10 protein-coding genes, 1 tRNA gene and 1 pseudogene are annotated in these 18753 nt (G+C 51.7%); 8 read left to right on the top strand and 4 right to left on the bottom strand.

The annotated features are described in order from the left end of the window. From AACZ40_RS04185 to AACZ40_RS04195, 3 genes are all read right to left on the bottom strand, one after another. Positions 1-700, bottom strand: a 700-nt coding sequence (locus AACZ40_RS04185; protein ID WP_339673392.1) for a HEAT repeat domain-containing protein, incomplete at its 3' end; no start/stop codon positions are given. Between the two features lie 514 nt (positions 701-1214). Then, complete coding sequence (gene lysA / locus AACZ40_RS04190) at positions 1215-2486, bottom strand: diaminopimelate decarboxylase (protein ID WP_291178651.1); 1272 nt, start codon at positions 2484-2486, stop codon at positions 1215-1217. A 103-nt stretch (positions 2487-2589) separates the two neighbouring features. Continuing rightward, positions 2590-3603, bottom strand: a complete 1014-nt coding sequence (locus AACZ40_RS04195) for an aspartate-semialdehyde dehydrogenase (protein WP_291178653.1) — start codon at positions 3601-3603, stop codon at positions 2590-2592. A gap of 480 nt (positions 3604-4083) precedes the next feature. Here AACZ40_RS04195 and purD point away from each other — a divergent pair, with 480 nt between their 5' ends. The 5 genes and pseudogenes from purD to AACZ40_RS04220 all read left to right on the top strand — a co-directional run bounded on the left by purD (position 4084) and on the right by AACZ40_RS04220 (position 9656). Continuing rightward, a complete protein-coding gene (gene purD, locus AACZ40_RS04200) occupies positions 4084-5355 on the top strand; it encodes a phosphoribosylamine--glycine ligase (protein ID WP_291178656.1) in 1272 nt (423 codons plus the stop codon). A gap of 45 nt (positions 5356-5400) precedes the next feature. Then, positions 5401-6161, top strand: a pseudogene (locus tag AACZ40_RS04205) (2-phosphosulfolactate phosphatase). A 79-nt stretch (positions 6162-6240) separates the two neighbouring features. Further along, positions 6241-7908: a glycine--tRNA ligase gene (locus tag AACZ40_RS04210; protein WP_291178662.1), complete on the top strand. Its 1668-nt coding sequence runs from the start codon at positions 6241-6243 to the stop codon at positions 7906-7908. 56 nt (positions 7909-7964) lie between these two features. Next, positions 7965-9503 (top strand): FAD-dependent oxidoreductase, encoded by a 1539-nt coding sequence (locus AACZ40_RS04215; RefSeq protein ID WP_291178665.1) that lies wholly within the window; start codon positions 7965-7967, stop codon positions 9501-9503. Positions 9504-9585: 82 nt separating this feature from the next. Next, positions 9586-9656: transfer RNA gene (locus AACZ40_RS04220), tRNA-Gly, on the top strand. A 58-nt stretch (positions 9657-9714) separates the two neighbouring features. Here AACZ40_RS04220 and AACZ40_RS04225 read toward each other — a convergent pair. Next, positions 9715-14406, bottom strand: coding sequence for a PQQ-binding-like beta-propeller repeat protein (locus AACZ40_RS04225; RefSeq protein ID WP_291178669.1), 4692 nt, complete (start codon positions 14404-14406; stop codon positions 9715-9717). Positions 14407-14706: 300 nt separating this feature from the next. On the opposite strand from AACZ40_RS04225, the gene AACZ40_RS04230 reads away from it, so the two are divergent. The 3 genes from AACZ40_RS04230 (at position 14707) to AACZ40_RS04240 (ending at position 18735) form a co-directional block, all read left to right on the top strand. Continuing rightward, positions 14707-17184: a DUF1553 domain-containing protein gene (locus AACZ40_RS04230; RefSeq protein ID WP_291178672.1), complete on the top strand. Its 2478-nt coding sequence runs from the start codon at positions 14707-14709 to the stop codon at positions 17182-17184. Between the two features lie 71 nt (positions 17185-17255). Continuing rightward, positions 17256-17837 (top strand): DUF1501 domain-containing protein, encoded by a 582-nt coding sequence (locus tag AACZ40_RS04235; protein ID WP_339673398.1) that lies wholly within the window; start codon positions 17256-17258, stop codon positions 17835-17837. Further along, positions 17764-18735, top strand: a complete 972-nt coding sequence (locus tag AACZ40_RS04240) for a DUF1501 domain-containing protein (RefSeq protein WP_339673400.1) — start codon at positions 17764-17766, stop codon at positions 18733-18735. Before AACZ40_RS04235 ends, AACZ40_RS04240 begins: the two co-directional genes overlap by 74 nt. Positions 18736-18753: the final 18 nt, after the last annotated feature.

An 18753-nucleotide genomic window follows, 5' to 3' on the forward strand; every position in this document is an offset into this window, starting at 1 on the left:
AGAGGTAGAGCGCTGCTGATGGATCAGCGATGTCGCCGAGTACTTCAGCAGCGATCTTGCGGACACGATTCTCCGGAGCCCGTAAGGCCGCAATCAGTGGTTCTACGACCGGTTTTCCCAGCTGTGATAAGGCGAATGCCAGTTCGTCATTTTTGGCAGGATCTTCGCTGACGTTTAACTGTTTCAAGATGGGAGGCGCGACGATCGACCCGGCAGATTTGAGCTGGATAATCGCGATGTTTCGATCCGTAGGAGAACCAGACAGATCGTTGATTAATTTATTAATGCGAGCGGGATCAGTGGCGTAAGCACGGAAGGCGGCTTCCATCTGATTCAGCAGGGTGATCGATTCCGGCTGCAATGCTTTGTTATTCGCCAGGGACAGGAATGCCGCGGGCCCATGTTCATCGCGGAGTGCCAACAGGGTTTCCTGGTCGAGGTTGGCTTTCAGCAGTTGCTCCAGGTAGGGTTTGGCAGAAGCGGCATGTCCGAGTCCGGTCAGTTGAATGACTGCCTGCAGCATTTGAGCAGGCGTCTCCGGTTTTGACAGCAGGAGTTCATCAGCAGAAAGACCGGTAATCGTCGCTGACTTTTGTAATTGCGGAGGAATTTCCTCCTGTGACCAGACGTGGGAGGACGTACTCAGGGTGCAGAAAATGACCAGAGCAAAGGCTGCCAGGATCCGATTATTAAAAGACATTCAGTCGACTCCGTGTCGTCATGGTTGTCGGCTATTCATGGGGCTGCCTGCGAACAGATCCGTTTCTAGGCCTGTCTGTCTGGCAGATTGAATATCTCTGATGGGAATACACAGTTACAGAAATTATATACTATTCTTATCACCTTACCCAAAACAACATAATTCAATTATTTCGTTTCAAGTCTTCACAGAAATCAGGTGGTATGTATTCAAATAGACATATTCAGTGTAGAAGCTTCCGTATCTAGACTGTGTCCAGTTTTACTGTAGCCTCTCCAGGACTATTGGGACCGAGTATAATAGATTGAGAGACGCTATAGTTAAATGCGACGCGTATCTAGTATCATCGTTTCTGACGGCGATAACGGTGCAATCGAATAAAGGGGATGCACGTATCTTTGCTGTTCCCAATGTATTACACAGCGCAAGAACCCGATAACTGTTATAACCCAACCAGGGCAGGACTGGTCTTCTGAACATTCAGGGGAGGCAGATCTGACGGAGTCAGAGGATCTCAGGTCTGTTCGAGGGCAATCAGCTCTTCGTAAGTTTCCCGGCGACGGATGACATGATATTCACTGCCATCCACCAGGATTTCTGCACTGCGGGGCCGCGCGTTGTAGTTGCTACTCATTACAGAGCCATAAGCACCCGCGCTGAACATGCAGAGATAGTCTCCCCGCTCCATGGGGGGCAGATAACGGTCTTTCGCAAAGTAGTCACAGGATTCACAGACCGGACCGACAACGTCAGCCTTCTCGCAGCCCTCGATTTCGCCTTCACAGTCGAAAGGCATGGGAACGGCTGGTTTGACAGGCCAGACACGGTGATAAGAATCGTACATCGCCGGACGTACCAGATCGGTCATGCCCCCATCCTGAATGTAGAACAGCTTGCCCCCTTCCCGCTTGGTAAAGACGATCTGGCTGATTAACACGCCGGAATTCCCGGCGATAAAGCGACCTGGTTCCAGTGCCAGACGACAGCCGATTTCTTTAATGGTGGGGACAATCACATCCGCGTAAGTTTGAGCGGAAGGGCCTTCGTCCGTTTTGTAGCTGATGCCAAAGCCGCCTCCGAGGTTGAGCCAGTTGGTATTGTGGCCTTTCTCACGCAGTTGGGAAATGACCTCGGCTCCTTTTTTGACCGCCTTGGCATACGGATCGGTCGAGAGAATGGGGGAACCCAGGTGCATATGAATGCCCGTCAGTTCCAGACGCTCATCTTTGAGTACCTTGTCGGCCAGTTCGGTGGCACGTTCGATATCCATGCCGAACTTGTTGCCTTTTTTTCCCGTGGTCGTTTTGTGATGAGTTTTGGCGTCGATATCCGGGTTCAAACGTAAAGCAACGCGGCCCACACAGTTCAATTCGCCGGCGATCCGGGCGATGGCATCAAGTTCGGCTTCACTTTCGACGTCGAACATCAGGATGTCAGCCTTGAGTGCCTGACGAATTTCTTCATCGGTCTTGCCGACACCAGCAAAGACAACGCGCGAGGTATCGGCGCCGGCCTGCTGGACGCGGAACAGTTCTCCTCCGGAGACCACATCGAAACTGCTGCCGGCATCGTTCATCGTTTTGAGAATACTCAGGTTCCCGTTGGCTTTGACAGAATAGCAGATGACCGGATCAACTTCGGCAAACGCGTCCTGGATTTCTTTCAAGCGACCGAGAAAGTCTGATTTGGAATAAACCCACAGGGGTGTGCCAAACTCTTCTGCCAGTTGAGCAACGGGGACATTTTCACAAAACAGTTCATCATTCTGGTAATGAAATGCAGACATGGCGTAGCCTTTACGATGTAATCTTTGAAAAATGGCACTGGCGGGACGAACTCTTCAATCCGGAATCCGCCCGCAGCGACAGTGGTGGAGACGCGAAAACAGCTTAGGTGCAGGCTTTATGTTTAGCGAGCAACTCGGCAATTTGGACAGCGTTGGTGGCAGCGCCTTTACGGAGGTTATCACTGACGCACCAGAAACTCAGCCCGTTCGGACAAGAAATATCACGGCGGATTCGACCGATGTAGACTTCATCACTGCCATCACAGGTAGAGGGGAGTGGATACGAGAGGTTCTGCAGATCGTCGACGACAGTGATTCCCGGAAAATCAGAGAACAACTGTCGGGCTTCTTCCGGCGAGATCGGGCGTTCGGTCTCCACAGTGATGGTTTCGCTGTGGCAGTTTGCCACGGGGATCCGGACACAGGTAGGATTGATCTGAATCGATTCATCGCCCAGAATTTTCCGGGTTTCATACACCATTTTCATTTCTTCGCTGGTGTAGCCGTCTTCTTTTTCGCTGCCAATCTGCGGGATCGCATTAAAGGCGATCGGGTGGGCGAAGACTTTGTAATCGTGGGATTTGCCTTCCAGGTAGGCGCGGGACCCTTCCAGAAGATCGCTGGTACCGGCAACACCGGCGCCACTGGTCGCCTGGTAAGTACTGACGATCACACGACGAACAGGAGAGGCATCGTGCAGCGGTTTCAAAGCCATGACCATCTGGGTGGTGGAACAGTTCGGACTGGCAATAATGCCTTTGGCTTCGAGGGCGGCTTCCGGGTTGATTTCCGGAATCACCAGTGCCACTTCGGGGTTCATCCGCCAGTAACCTGATTCATCGATGACAATCGCGCCCGCTTCTACGGCTGAGGGGAGAAATTCCGCTGCGACATCATCGGGAGTGGAAGCGATCACCAGTTCGACTCCCGCGAAGGAATCTTTGGTCAATTCTTCCAGTGTGTATGTTTTGCCTTGGAATTCCAGTGTTTTGCCTGCGGAGCGCGCTGAGGCCAGAAATCGAAATTGTTTCGCCTGGAAGTTCCGGTCTTCCAGCAGTTTCCGCATAATGTGCCCGACGGCACCGGTGGCACCAATGATGGCGACAGTATCAAACACTTTGAATTCTCCAGTAAATAAAAAGGCTAAAAGTCTTTTACAGAATAACTTTAGGTCAATTACTCAATCGAAGGATTACGATAACAGTAATTCCAGCTCTGATTTTAACACAGCAGAGGGACAGGTCTAAGCTGACAGCCCCGGTCCAAGAAGGTTCAGAGCACAATCGGGGATTTCTGTACAATCAAAACCCGAATGAACGGGACATTATAAGGTCTCAGGCTTGATTCGTCCAATGCTGGGCATGTGTTGTCTGAAGTGAAGTGGTTTCTGAAGAAACTTTATTCCCGTCAGCAACAGATTTATTCTGGTATAGAAGTAATACACGAGCTTTTTAGCAGCAAAGTCCAAATTTCGGGAAGCGATGCTACTAGGGTCAAAACAGTGCTGATATACTCCACAGGAGTGGAATCAAGTCAGTGAGAGAAATTATCTCGCCTGAAATTTTAAGAAGAAGATAACGAGCAGGTACCGTACACGATGAAAGTTTTAGTGATTGGTCAGGGAGGCCGCGAACACGCGCTGGTCTGGAAACTGGCCCAGTCGGAGAGTGTCAGTCAGGTCTTTTGTGCACCTGGAAACGCAGGAACTCAGCTGGATGCGACAAATGTCGCCATCAGCGTTGACGATATAGCGAAGATGGTCGCGTTTGCGAAAGAGGAAGCAATTCAACTGGCAGTGGTTGGCCCTGAAGTGCCACTGGTGGCGGGAATGTCTGATGCCCTTCGCGCCGCAGGCATTTCTGTGTTTGGACCTTCCAAGGCGGCCGCAGAACTGGAAGGCAGCAAATCATTTGCCAAACAGATGATGTGGAAGGCCAATGTCCCGACCGCCAAGTCAGAAACATTCAAAAACTTTGAAGCCGCTGAATCCTATCTCGAAGATCGTGAAGAACAGCCCCTGGTGATCAAGGCCGATGGTCTGGCTGCCGGAAAAGGGGTATTGATCTGCGATACCAGGCAGGAAGCCCTTGACGCCATCAAGTCGCTGATGAAAATTCGCGAGTTTGGTGATGCGGGGAGAACGGTCATTATTGAAGAAAAACTGATCGGCCAGGAAGTCAGTATTCTGGCAATCGTCAGTGGATCGACGATTGTTCCTCTGGAAACATCACAGGATCATAAAGCAGCCTACGATGGGGACAAAGGACCCAATACCGGCGGGATGGGAGCTTACAGCCCCGCTCCCCTGGTGACACCCGAACTGATGGACGAGATCATCGAAAAAATTCTGGTGCCGATGGTCAATGTCATGAAAATTGAAGACCGGCCATTCAATGGGGTACTGTATGCCGGTCTGATGATAACCAATCAGGGACCTAAAGTACTCGAATTCAATGTCCGTTTTGGGGATCCCGAAGCCCAGCCGGTCTTGATGCGGCTCAAGACAGACCTCGCACAACTGCTGCTGGCGGCTGCGGAGGAGCGTCTGGACGAAATCGATGATCTGGAGTGGGATGAGAGACCGACTGTCTGTGTGGTGATGGCTTCGGAAGGATATCCTGATCAGTATGAAAAAGGGAGAGTCATTCGCGGCTTGAATGAAGCGGCTCAGTTGGCTGACACCAAAGTCTTTCACGCGGGAACGACCATGAAAGACGATCAGGTCGTCACTGACGGTGGGCGTGTTCTGGGAGTGACGGCGATTGGTGAAAGCATCAGTCAGGCAAAACTGAAAGCGTACCAGGCGGTCAAATGCATCCGCTGGGATGGTGCCTGGTGTCGCAAGGATATTTCAGATAAGGCTCGCTGAGCCTCGGTTTCCCTTTTAGTCTTGAAAGAATACCCACGATCAGTCATGCCTGACGAAATTCGAACCTGCTTACTGCCTGTGTTGTCACAACCGGAAGACTTTTCGGGGAGCACTGCTGTGATTCTCGACATTCTTCGCGCTTCCTCTACGATTACGACAGCGTTACAGGCAGGGGCAGCCGCTGTGATTCCCTGTCAGGAAATTGAGGAGGCACTACAGGTTGCCCGTCAACTGAGTGATGCAACTGATTCAGAAGTATTACTGGGGGGCGAACGCATGGGGATCCTGATTGAGGGCTTTCAGCTGGATAACTCCCCTGCCCGGTATACTGCGGATGTGGTCGCCGGAAAACAGATCGTATTTACGACCAGCAATGGAACGCGGGCTTTGAAGCGTGCGATCCAGGCAGACCGGATTCTGATCGGTTCGTTTTGAATCTGGCGGCGGTGGTGAATGAATTGAGTCAATGTTCGGGCGTTATCTATCTCGTTTGTGCCGGGACGGATGGAGCAATCACGGGTGAAGACTGTCTTTGTGCAGGGGCGATCGCTGCAGGGCTGCAAGGTTCCGTTGCCCATGAGTTGACGCTGGACGATGCAACACGCATGGTGGTCGACTATTTTCAGACCCAGACCGACAAGGCAGACGGGCTGTTGTCAGCAATGCGTGCCAGCCAGGGGGGACGAAATCTGATTCAACGTGGCTTTGAAGAAGATATTCAATTATGTTCTGCCCGGGATCGTTATACGGTACTGCCCGAGTACAGTCACAAATCAGGGAAAATTATGTCAATTTCAGCAGACTGAACCACTGCTATTTAATGAGTAAAAATAAAATCTTTATCTGAGAATGTCTTACTGCAGACAAAAGGGAAAGACCAGAGCAATGAAAAAAGAGATGGAGAAAATCGTAGCGTTGTGTAAACGGCGCGGGTTCATTTTTCAGTCGTCTGAAATTTACGGCGGTCTGCAGGGGTTCTGGGATTATGGTCCGCTGGGAGTCGAACTCAAACGGAATGTACGTGAGGCCTGGTGGTCTGACATGATTACCACCCACAATGAGCTGGTTGCGCCGGAAGGTGCTCCCAAACCGTTCTGCATGACGGGGGTGGAAACTACAATTATCATGCATCCCAGCGTCTGGAAGAGCTCCGGGCACTTTGATCTGTTCCATGATTTCATGGTCGATTCCAAAGAATCGAAAGCCCGGTTCCGGGTCGATCATGTTTCGGTGGCAGTCGCTTATACCGCCGATAAAACTCCCGTCGCCTGTGAAACCTATATGGCTGATATCGGTGAAGAAGGACTCTCTAAGACCAAACGCAAACGCCTGGAAAAGGCCCTTGCCGAATACGAAAAAGAGAACGGCCTGGAAGCCGGCGAGACTCCTCAGATTACGATCTGTAACCTGATGGAATACCGGAAAATGCTGGCAGATGCGAATATTCCCGCGACCGGGAAACTGGAAGCACGTTGTCCTGAAACCGGGGGCGAACTGACCGAGCCCCGCGAATTCAACCTGATGTTTAAAACCATCATTGGTGCGCTTTCAGGAGAAGAAGGCACCGCGTTCCTGCGGCCGGAAACCGCACAGGGGATGTTTGTGAATTTCAAAAATGTCGTCGACAGCGGCCGTGTCAAAGTACCTTTCGGGATTGCTCAGATCGGGAAAAGTTTCCGGAATGAAATCACACCCCGAAACTACATTTTCCGTTCGCGAGAATTCGAACAGATGGAAATGGAATTCTTCTGTCACCCTGATGAATCGTTCGAGTGGTACCAGTACTGGCGGGACCGACGCTATGCCTGGTACATTAAACACGGGATCGCGGAAGGCAATCTGATTCTGCGCGATCATACCCAGGAAGAACTGGCACACTACTCGGTAGGAACTGCTGATGTGGAATATGCCTTCCCCTTCATGGAAGAGGATGAATATGGAGAACTGGAAGGGATTGCCCATCGCGGTGATTTCGACCTGCGTTCGCACATGGAAGGCAAGCTGGTTCGTGAAGGAGATCAACTGGTCGTTGAAAAGAATGAGCATGGACAGCCCAAGTACAAAGGCAGCGGAAAAGATCTGACCTACTTTGATGATCAGACCCGCGAGCGGTTCATTCCCCATGTCATTGAACCGGCCGCCGGTGCAGACCGTGCGACGCTGGCATTTTTGTGTGAAGCCTATTACGAAGATGAGCAACCGGATGAAAAAGGTGAAATGCAGACGCGGACCGTGATGCGATTTCATCCGCGCCTGGCTCCTGTGAAAGCTGCCGTGTTCCCCCTGATCAAAAAAGCGGGCATGCCGGAAATTGCTTCGTCCATTTACCAGCGTCTGAAATCAGCAGGAATTCAAGCGGTTTATGATCAACAGGGAGCCATCGGTCGACGATATCGCCGTCAGGACGAGATTGGGACACCTTTCTGCTTGACAGTGGATGGGGAAACTGAACAGGATAACTGTGTGACACTGCGTGATCGTGATACACTGGAACAGGTGAGAATTCCCATTGACGATGTCGTTACTGAGATTCATAAGCGAATCTATGGTTGAATGAATCAGTCTGGATTGAAAAATATTTCTGTAAAATAAGTCGAGAGGAGTCTGTCATGGCCAACGAAAATATGGACCGTCGTGTGTTCGGCAAATACCTCGCTGGCAGTACAGCTGCTTTTTTAGCCGGTACCAATTCCGCTTCTGCAAAAGAACCGGTTGTAGATGGAGTGACGCGTCCGTCCAACACCCTGTTGCTTGACGGGGGCGGTCAGTCTGTCTGGAATTCATCAGCACAACATGTGCGTACAAGCGGCTGGATTTCTCCAGATGGCAAAATCTTTCACGAAGCAGCCCGGAACATTCCGATTGTCGAGGAAGACGAAGTCATTGTCTGCGGGGGTGGACCTGCGGGTGTCGCCGCGGCGCTCGCGTCTGCCCGCAGTGGTGCCAAAACCCGTCTGCTGGAAGTCAATGGCTGTGTCGGAGGTGTCTGGACGGCAGGCGCACTCACGCTGATCATTGATGCTCAAAATAAGCCCGGCATCATGCGGGAACTGTTGCAGAAACTGGAAGAACGTGGTGCCAGTAATACCCTGCCCAACGGTTCGGTCGCATATGATACCGAGAAAACCAAACTGTTACTGGAAGATCTCCTGCTGGAAGCGGGCGTCAAAATTCAACTTCATACGCGAGTCGTAGGAGCAGCCACTGACATCAATAACCGTCTGTCAGTGATTGTGACGGAATCCAAATCGGGTCGTCAGGCGTGGCGGGCCAGGGCTTTTATTGACTGTTCCGGTGATGGCGATCTGGCAGCGCAGGCGGGTTGCAGTTACGAATTCGGTCAACCTGGTACGGGGCTGACTCAGCCGATGAGCCTGATGGTTCTGTTGACCGGGGTCACATTGGATGGTATTGCTCCTTTCGTCCGCGGAGATGCAGAACCTCGCAAGCTGGGGAACCCGAAGAAAAACCTGCTGGCCGAATTCCAGCGGGCGGGCGTTGATCCTTCCTATGGGGGCCCGACGATTTTTCGGGTTCGTGACGGCCTGTTTGCGATGATGGCCAACCATGAATATGGAACACTGGCCATTGATGCGGCACATGTCACTGAAGCAACTCTGCAGGCACGACGCGAAGTGCATAAGCTGGTCAACAGTCTGAAAAAACTGGGAGATCCCTGGACCAACCTCGAGATCATCGCGACCGCAGAACAGATCGGTACCCGCGAAGGTCGCCGGATTATGGGCCGCTATCATGTCAGCAGTGAAGATCTGAAGAACGGGGCACGGTTTGTGGACGGAATCTGCCACGTACGGTTCGGGATCGATGTTCATTCCACCAACCCAGGAAAAACGAAAGCCATCGAAAAGAAACCGTTCAAATCCAAACCTTATGATATCCCTCTGAGGGCATTGATTGCCCGGGATGTGACCGGCCTGATGATGGCAGGTCGCTGCATCAGTGGAGACTTTATCGCGCACAGCAGTTATCGGGTGACCGGGAATGCCGTGGCGATGGGAGAGGCAGCAGGAGTTGCTTCTGCGCTGGCAGCAACCACACAGAAACTGCCTCACGAAGTCCCCTTCCCTGAGGTGGCCAAGCAACTGGAAGTGATTCGCTCCGGTGAAAACCAGCAGGTGAAAAGTTAATGGAATGCTGAGCGCCGGGTTCGAAATTGCTTGACCCGAACCAGGGGGATGTTTACGCTGTCTCCTCAGCGGTCCGAGTTCAGCGGCTGTCGTATAATGGTATTACCCCAGCTTCCCAAGCTGGTGACGAGGGTTCGATTCCCTTCAGCCGCTCTTTTCAGACTGCCTGCTCACCTGTGACTACTGTCGAGTTTAAGCCTGCTCCTGCAGATCAGAGGGGCTTCTCGAAGATCTTATCCAGTGACTTCGCTTTATCGCTGAAGTCGATTTCGATGGCACTGTGCATCCCCTGCAGAATGATTTTCTGAAAGCGAGGATCGACCTGCAGCTGCAGGATGGTGTCTTTCAGGATGTTGTCTTTAAAGCCGATCGTATCCCCGGTTCTGGCATCCAGGATTTCCAGCAGGAATGAATAACTGCGCGTCCGGGACTCCGTCCGGATTTTACTCATAAAGATCAGGAAGGGGAGCTGGTACTGAGAGGTATCAATCCAGGAACGTTTCGGCAAATTGCGGCTCCAGAGAATCTGCCCTGTTTTACCGTCGATGCTGATTAAGTCATTGTCGAGGTGCACCACATTCAAAAAAGAGTCGCTGACATAAAAGTCGTTTTGAGGAGATCGTCGTCGCGGCGTCGTGTATGAGAAATTGAAGTAGTAGCGCTCCTGATCTTTGAAGCCGATAAACTTATTGAGGCTTGTCAGGTATTCGTCAGGGATGATGGATTCGATGATGGTCTCACCAGTTTCGACGTTGAGTACGCGCAGTCGATTGGGGGGCAGCAGGATCGCCAGTTCTGTTTCAGAAATCTGAGTCGAAAAACCGGAGTTGGAAACAGGCTCATCCAGCAGATGCTGATCAGTCAGCGGGTCCCAGAGACGAACGCGTTTTTCGGTGGTCGATGTGGTTTCGTAGAACAGCTTGCGACCGAAGACGTGACGGGAGCGACTGTTCAAATCCAGTTCGCCTTTGCGGATCAGTTCGCCGGTTGTCGTGCTGTAGACATCGTAATTCGTTCGATTGATATTAAAGGCAACCAGTGCCTGCTGGTCCCCGATCAGCCCTTTGCTGGAATCACTGAGGAAACCTGATTTGGAAGGGATGTTTTTGCGTTCCCACAAGACCTTGCCTGTCGCGGGATTTAATCCGAACAGGTGATTATCCCACTGGAAAACGCAGACGCGCGGCCCGGAGGGGCCAACATAAAACAGTGATTGCGAGTTATTTAAATCAGTGAATTCCTTTGTCCACAGTGGTGTGGAATCTTCTCCGTTCAGTTGCAGCAGCGAAACGCCATGGATCTTGCGGCTGCTACCGAGCGGAATGAAATGACCTACGCGGGTGTTTTGCGAATGATAGGGGTAGGAAATGCGATCGGAAACTTCGATCTTTCCGATGGTCTGTCCAGCGTGCTTATTGATGACATGCAGCTGTTCCCCGGATTTCAACAGCAGCTGAGATATTTCAGCAGGAGGAAGAAACTTGCGTTCATAGTTTTTATAGGTGTTTCTGGTTTCCGGGGGGGGCGTTCCCAGATCACTCTGTCTGATAATCAGGTGAGAGACTTCATGTTGCAGTGGCTGCATGGCCTGGAAGATGGTCCAGGTCTGCGAACCTCGATTAAAGCGGTTAACATACTGTTTTCCGGTGAGGCCGGTCTCAAGTGTGACCTGTGCATATTTTTTGTCCAGCTCACGCAGTAACGCGGCTGCTTCATGGGGAAGCCCGGCGGTCTGCCAGAGTTCCAGCAGTTCGCAGGTAGCGTTCGCCGCGATCTGGTCATCCGGATGACTGCGGTTCTGCATCAGCAGGAATTCAGCCTGCTGGATCTGTCCCTGTTCGATCAGTCGGTCTGCCAGTGTGCTGCGCACTTCAACAGCCTGAGACCAACTGCCGTAGGTGTCGAGAAATGCCTGCAGAGCGAGGGTGGAGCCCTCTTTCAGGGCGACCTGTTGGTCATCCGTGATTTGTGCATCCAGGGCTTCACGGTCGATGCGATCTGCTTTCGCAGTTACTTTTTCCATCAGACCCGCAACCAGGCTTTTGGTGGTGACCAGATGATCGGTGTCTCCTGCCATTGCCAGTGGCTGCTGGACTTCAATTTTCTTAAATTCCTCGGCAATTTCCATCAATGCCTGGTAGTTTTCCTGCTCAAGGAGATACTTGGATTTACGTGAAAGGTAGCGACCTCGTTCCTGGGGGCTGGTCGCAAGTCGTTCCAGTTTCGCAAGAATCAGAAATTCATCCTGTGTCGATTGATTCAGCTCGGCGTAAAGCAGTTCCCGCAAGAGCGACTCAGATCGTGATTTTACGTTGGCAGTGGTGGAAATCGAGAGCAGAGTCTCGAGCCTGTGTTGCGCACTGTTCAAATTCCCGAGTGCCAGTTCTAGTTCGGCTTTTAGCAACTGGTCACTTTGATGTTGGGGAGAATTCAGATTCTGCTGATCAAGTTGAGGTAAGCTGGTCAGCATGGCTTCTGCCTGGGGGAATGCATCAATCTGCCAGAGTCCCAGCGAGATCAACTTACCCTGGTGGGCAATGATGTTTCCGGGATACCAGTTGTGCTGGTCCGGGTCTTGATTTGATTGCTGCGAATGATTCGCATGGGCGTATGCCGCGCCCTGGCGGAGTTTCTGTTTGAAGTCCCGGTTCAGTATTTCTGTGATCTGGGTCGTATTACTTAAGGTAAAGCCGGATTCTTTTCCTGTGGGAATATGGATGCTGAGAATGCTTCCCGTTTTTACAGGCAACAGATAATTATTCTGTGACAGGAAACCTTTGCCGGTCACAGGGCCTACGTGCAGATGCCAGAGTTCCCGTCCATCTTCGATGTGTCTGCCACGACAATAGTCCGAGCCGACAATCAGCACGGTTTTGTCAACAACAGCAGCCACATATTCCGCGTCTTCCCGGTGTACTTCTTCCCAGAGCGGAAGTCCGGTATTTAAATCGACACAATGAATATAGGGGGAACCTGTAGGGAGATAAAAAACACGGTGTTGATCAATCAGGGGCGCAGATGTCAGGCCCGGATGACCAAAGGCGACGGGCCGATAATATCGCTTCTGTGAGATGCGCTGGTACTGGTCTCCGTCTCCGTAGTAATAGTTCCAGAGGAGATCGCCATTCGTGGCATCAATGGCGATCAGAGTATCCATCTGGGTGGTGCAGACCAGAACGCCTTGACTGCAGGCCAGAGGGCACTGCTGATAGGCGCGTGTCCGATCTGCGAATATAGGTTGATTGACGAATGCGATTCCCTGTTTCCAGTGGATCCCACCGTTCTGCGGGTTGATGCACAGAACAGAGAGTTGACTGTGATGTTCGGTCAGGGCATAAATGTAATTTCCGACTGGCAATGGTGCCCCGAGGAAATAATAGCCTTCGATACTCCAGTCGGGTCTGTTCTGCATTGCAGCCGGTTGTTTCACTGCGGGAGAAGCTGTGCCAGCAGAGTCCCGGTTGTCTGGAGCCGATTTTCCGTTTGCCGATTTTCTGTTTAATGGGAGCGCAACCAGCCGATTCCCTTTCTGAGAGACCAGGGGGAAATGAGACGAAGAGCGACGCAGTCCCATGTTGATCTGAGCCGGCGGTTGTGTGTCCGGCAGATAATCAATGGCAAAGACGTATTGGCCATTACTGCTGAGAGATCCGTAGATCGAATTGTAATTATAAAACTTTTCCAGTGGCAGATTCTGGGAATAGGCCGAGTGAGGTGGATTCTGAGCTTCCAGTTGTTCGATCAACTGAGTGAGGCTGCCTGCACTCTGGAAGAGCCAGTCTGTATTCCCGGAGTCCACATGCACCGCCCGGACGCCATTGAAATCACGATAAATGATCAGGTCGTCGACGGCGATGGGTTGATTGACGACCGCGGTTGAGAGATTTTCACGAAACTGTTTCTTCTCCCAGTTTCGGAGTGTTTCCAGTGGGCTGTCTTTATCTGTCCGGCCGATCGGATGGCTCCAGACCGGATTCAGATAAGGCAGACTGGCATCAACTGACTGATTGCGTTTTGCATTACCCTGTGATACGAACCACCCGGTTGTTTTACGAGTCGCGGAATCAGCGAGTGTGGTATCCAGGAACTGCAGCGCCTGTTCCAGAGAGAGTGTTCTGCCGGAGACGATGACTTTCTCTGTTCCGTATGTTTCCAGGATCTGAGCGGTTTTTTCATGCTGTTGTGACTGCTGATAGGTCAGAGCGGCTTTCAGTAAATGGACCGGTTCCAGGCGTGACTTCTGCAGACGGCTTTCGAGGAGCAGATCCCAGTAGCGTGCCGCGAAATCAAAGTTCCCCTGCTCCATATAATGGGTGGCCAGATAATTCAGGGATTCAAAACCGGCTTTCAAGGGAAAGAATCGTAAAGCCAGCAGTTCATACAGTCGCAGATCATTCGTCTGTCGTGCCTGTTGCAATAACTGGTTTGCCTGAGGTCCGGAGATACGTTCATAGTCTGCCAGTGAACGCGGCGAGAACTGGGAATACAATTGCCGGGTGCGCTCGCGGAAATTAACGGGGCGTGGCTGATCATCGGACCAGAAAAAATAGTCTTCCTGGTGATCCAGCAGTTTTTCCAGCTGCAATGCGCCTTCGGTGAACTCGCGATCCTGAAATTTCTGTTCTGCCCGCTCAAACTGAGTCTGTAGATTCCGGTTTCGGTAAATCCGGTGGATCAGAGCCTCACGTTCTTCCGAGATTGACTGATCTGGCTCGCTCTGGTCCGGGACTTCGTTTTGTTCTGGTGGATCCAGGAATGCCAGCAGCGGTTGCCTGTTCTGTTTTTCACCTGAAAGTAAATGGAAACAGGGATAAAACAGAACCACGCTCAGGCAGAGCAAGATTCTGGTTGAGGCATTCTTCGGGAATTTCCTTCCCGAGAATGCAGGATATAATCGATTCATCCTGCGGGTTCTCCTCAGATCAGAAACAAGTGCCTGGTATCAAGCGCATCACCGAACGCAGGCTGCAGCATTATAACATAATCAGCCGGGAGACAGACAGACTAGTTTGAAAAGGAGACCATCCTCCGGATTTAATAAATTCGCGGTATGCCAGTAGGGGAAATAAGTTAGGGATGTTTATTGTTGAATTGACATCCGTCATAGGAATCATCGACAATGGAAGAATCAGATCCTGGACAGATCATGGAATGTATCAAATCCTTCACTGAAGACTGTACAGTCGGGAGAGACAGACCACGCATGCCTTGCTTTACTCACCGCAGAACCAGATCACTTTCCCTGTCTGCTTGTGGATTGCTCCTGTGGGGAGTTCTATCCGGGCTCGTTACTGTCGCCGCTGAAACGAACAAAATCCCTGCCCGACAGGCAGGAAAAGCCCCTGTCGATTTTACGCAGGAAGTTCAACCTCTGCTGGCAAAACATTGTTATTCCTGCCATGGACCTGATGTACAGGAAGGCGGATTACGCCTGGATCAGAGTGAACTGGCATTCAAAAAGCTGGAATCAGAGGCGACGGCAGTCGTGCCACATCACCCGGAGCAGAGTGAGCTGATCGCGCGCATTACGTCGAAGGATGAAAGTCTGCAGATGCCTCCCGAGGGGGAGCGGCTTAAGCCGGAACAGATTGAAGTTCTCAAAAACTGGATTCAGCAGGGCGCGGAATGGAAGAAACACTGGGCGTTCCAGCCGCCTCAGCAGAACAGTCCCCCTGAAACCAGCCAGAGTCAGTGGGTCAAAAATCCGATCGATGCGTTTATCCTGTCCGGCCTGGAGAAAAAGGGGCTGTCCCCTGCTCCGCCCGCTGATCGAGTGGCGCTGATTCGTCGCGTCTGTTTTGATCTGACCGGCTTGCCTCCGACTCCGGAAGAAGTGGATCAGTTTGTGAATGATTCGTCTCCGGATGCTTACGAAAAACTGGTAGATCGCCTGCTGGATTCCCCCCGATATGGAGAGCGCTGGGCGCGTCACTGGCTCGATCTGGTCCGTTATGCTGATACCAACAGTTTCGAAAGGGATGGCGCCAAACCCAATGCCTGGCGTTTTCGAGATTACGTCATCCGATCATTTAATGAGGACAAACCGTACAGTCAGTTTATCAAAGAGCAACTGGCGGGTGACGAACTGGATCAGGTGACCAACGACACGATTATTGCGACCGGATATTACCGCCTGGGGCTCTGGGATGACGAGCCGGCAGATCCGCTTTTGAGTTACTACAATGAACTGGATGATATTGTTTCCACAACCAGCCAGGTCTTTCTCGGCCTGACATTAAACTGTGCCCGCTGCCACGAACATAAGATCGATCCGGTTCCTCACGAAGACTACTATCGATTTATGGCGTTTTTCCATGGTCTGAATTCTTATGGAACGCGCGGCGATCAACTGTCGTTTAACCAGACGGATATTACTGCACCCGAACTAGCGGCAAAGTACGCGAAATACGACCAGCAGAAAAACGATCTCAAGCACAGAATGCATGCGATTGAAGAAACAGCGATTAAAAAAATGCCCGGGGTTGACCAGCGGCGCTCGGAAACCCGTGAGCGGGGAAAACTGCTCAAAGAAAAACTGGCCGAGTATCTGGAACCGGATGAAAGTCAGGCTTACCAGGGGCTAAAGGAAAAGTTAAAGCAGCTGGAAGCCGACCGCAAAAAATTACCTCCACGGAAAGCGGCACTCAGCGTGAGGCGGAGTCTGAAAGCGCCGCGTGAAACCTTCGTGTTACTGCGGGGGAACCCGCATGTCCCTGGTGACAGGGTGGAACCAGGTTTTCCGGAACTCTTTGGTGAGACGGAAGCCATCATTCCGAAACCAACGCAGGATCAGCAGACTTCAGGTAGACGACGGGTTCTGGCGGAGTGGATTGCCGATGAGAACAACATGCTGACATCGCGTGTCATTGTCAATCGGATCTGGCAGCATCATTTTGGTCGGGGGATCGTGCAATCGCCGAATAACTTCGGGCAACTGGGCGTGCCTCCCACGCATCCCGAACTCTTGGACTGGCTGGCCCTGGAATTCGTGAAAGGCGGTCAGCGATTTAAAGCATTTCATAAGTTGATTCTGATGTCGAATACGTATCAGATGTCGTCCCGGCACTCGGAACAGGCGGCAGCCGTCGATCCGGCGAATGATCTGTTCTGGCGGTTTAACATGCGGCGATTGAGCGCAGAAGAAGTGCGTGATTCCATTCTGGCAGTGAATGGTCGCCTGAATCTGAAAATGTATGGCCCTGGTTTTTATCCCTTGATTTCTCAGGAAGTGTTACAGGGGCAATCTCGACCGGGGGAAGGCTGGGGTGATTCCTCAGAAGAAGAACGGGCACGGCGAAGTATTTATATTTTCGTAAAACGCTCGCTGGTGACTCCCCTGCTCTTCAATTTTGACTTTGCAGATACTGACAGCAGCTGTGCGGTTCGCTTTGTGACTACGCAACCGGCTCAGGCTCTGAGCATGATAAACGGCCATTTTGTCAACCGACAGGCGGAACTGTTTGCAGACCGGCTGATTGAGGAAACGGGAACAGAGTATTCCAAGTTTGTCACACGGGCGATTCGCCTGGCTTATGGACGGGCGCCACAGCCAGGTGAAGTGGCTGACGCTGTGCAGCTGATTCAAAGATTGATGCAGAAACATTCCCTGAAAGAAAAACAGGCGCTCGATTATTTCTGTCTGACGGTTTTGAATCGGAATGAATTTGTCTATCTGGATTAAAAGCGAATCAGGTTACTGAAACACAGCCTGAACATTGAATTACGAGACAATAGGCTTGAAGAGGATTAACAATGGCTTTGGATAAACCTGCACATCAACAGAATGGACACGCACAATTCTGTCGTCGCACACGACGGGAGTTTTTGTGGGAAACCGGCGGCGGTTTTGCATCAGTGGCTTTAACCGGCTTGATGTCAGCAGATGGCTTTCTGAATTCACAGGCACTTGCCGCTGACGGGGTGAGTCGGTACCAGAATCCGCTGGCTCCCAAAGATCCTCACTTCAAACCGAAAGCGAAGAGTGTGATCTTTCTGTTTATGTACGGCGGGCCCAGCCACGTCGATACATTTGACCATAAACCCAAGCTGTATGGCCTGGATGGCAAGACGGTTTCTGTAAAAACCAAGGGGCGCGGCGGAGAAAAAAATGAAGGCCGCGTCGTAGGGCCGAAGTGGAAGTTCAAGCGGTATGGAGAATCAGGTCAGTGGGTTTCGGAACTGTTTCCCCATCTGGCAACCTGTGTTGACGACATTGCTTTTCTGAAATCGATGACTGCCCATTCATGGATCAGCGATGTTGATGATGAATTCCGGTCGCATCTTGAGCGGTTTTCCCAGTCTCGGTTCGTGGCTCAATTATGGACTGGGAACTGAGAATGAGAACCTGCCTGGTTACGTTGTGATGCTGGATCCGACTGGTGGGCCCATCAGTGGCGCCAAAAACTGGTCCAGCGGTTTCATGCCGGCGACTTACCAGGGAACCACGATGCGTTCCAAAGGCGCGCCTCTGATTGATCTGCGTCGTCCGGAAGGCATGTCTAAAGCGGTACAGCGGGAACTGCTGGATGCTTTGAAAGCTGAGAATGAAAAACACGAAGCCACCCGTGCCGGAAACTCGGAACTGGCAGCGCGAATTGCGAGTTATGAACTGGCTTTCAAAATGCAGCAGCATGCTCCCGAAGCAGCGGATCTGGCTGCAGAGACACAACAGACCCAGGAAATGTACGGTTTGAACAATCCACGCACCGCTGATTTTGGCAGTCGTTGTCTGCTGGCGCGTCGGCTCGTGGAACGGGGTGTGCGATTTATTCAACTCTACTCAGGTGGAAACCATAACGATGCGAACTGGGATGCGCACGGTGACCTCGTAAAAAATCACAGCTTCCATGCGGGAAATACGGATCAGCCAATTGCAGCATTGATTAAGGATTTAAAGGCCCGGGGACTGTTTGATGATACGATTATTGTCTGGGGTGGTGAATTTGGCAGGCAGCCCACCGCGGAATATGCGAAAGGAACCGGCCGCGATCACAACTCTGCCGGGTTCACAATGTGGACTGCCGGGGGCGGAATCAAAGGAGGAGTTTCAGTGGGGGCGACCGATGAACTGGGGTCTGCAGCGGTCGAAAAACCGTTCCATGTCAAACGCCTGCATGCCACGATTCTGAACCAGATGGGCCTGGACCCCAACCGGCTTTCTTACTTCTATGGCGGCCTTGATCAAAAGCTGGTCGGCGTCGAGCATACAGAGCCGATTCACGAGATCATTTAAACCTTGAGTACCGTTTGA

This window comes from uncultured Gimesia sp., assembly GCF_963972345.1.
Classification (GTDB): Bacteria; Planctomycetota; Planctomycetia; order Planctomycetales; family Planctomycetaceae; genus Gimesia.

Bases quoted from the DNA above. Each gene is read 5' to 3' on its own strand.
- AACZ40_RS04235 (WP_339673398.1), top strand. From the start codon at position 17,256: ATGGCTTTGGATAAACCTGCACATCAACAGAATGGACACGCACAATTC.
- AACZ40_RS04210 (WP_291178662.1), top strand. From the start codon at position 6,241: ATGAAAAAAGAGATGGAGAAAATCGTAGCGTTGTGTAAACGGCGCGGG.
- AACZ40_RS04215 (WP_291178665.1), top strand. From the start codon at position 7,965: ATGGCCAACGAAAATATGGACCGTCGTGTGTTCGGCAAATACCTCGCT.
- AACZ40_RS04230 (WP_291178672.1), top strand. From the start codon at position 14,707: ATGCCTTGCTTTACTCACCGCAGAACCAGATCACTTTCCCTGTCTGCT.
- AACZ40_RS04225 (WP_291178669.1), bottom strand. From the start codon at position 14,406: ATGAATCGATTATATCCTGCATTCTCGGGAAGGAAATTCCCGAAGAAT.
- lysA (WP_291178651.1), bottom strand. From the start codon at position 2,486: ATGTCTGCATTTCATTACCAGAATGATGAACTGTTTTGTGAAAATGTC.
- purD (WP_291178656.1), top strand. From the start codon at position 4,084: ATGAAAGTTTTAGTGATTGGTCAGGGAGGCCGCGAACACGCGCTGGTC.
- AACZ40_RS04240 (WP_339673400.1), top strand. From the start codon at position 17,764: ATGATGAATTCCGGTCGCATCTTGAGCGGTTTTCCCAGTCTCGGTTCG.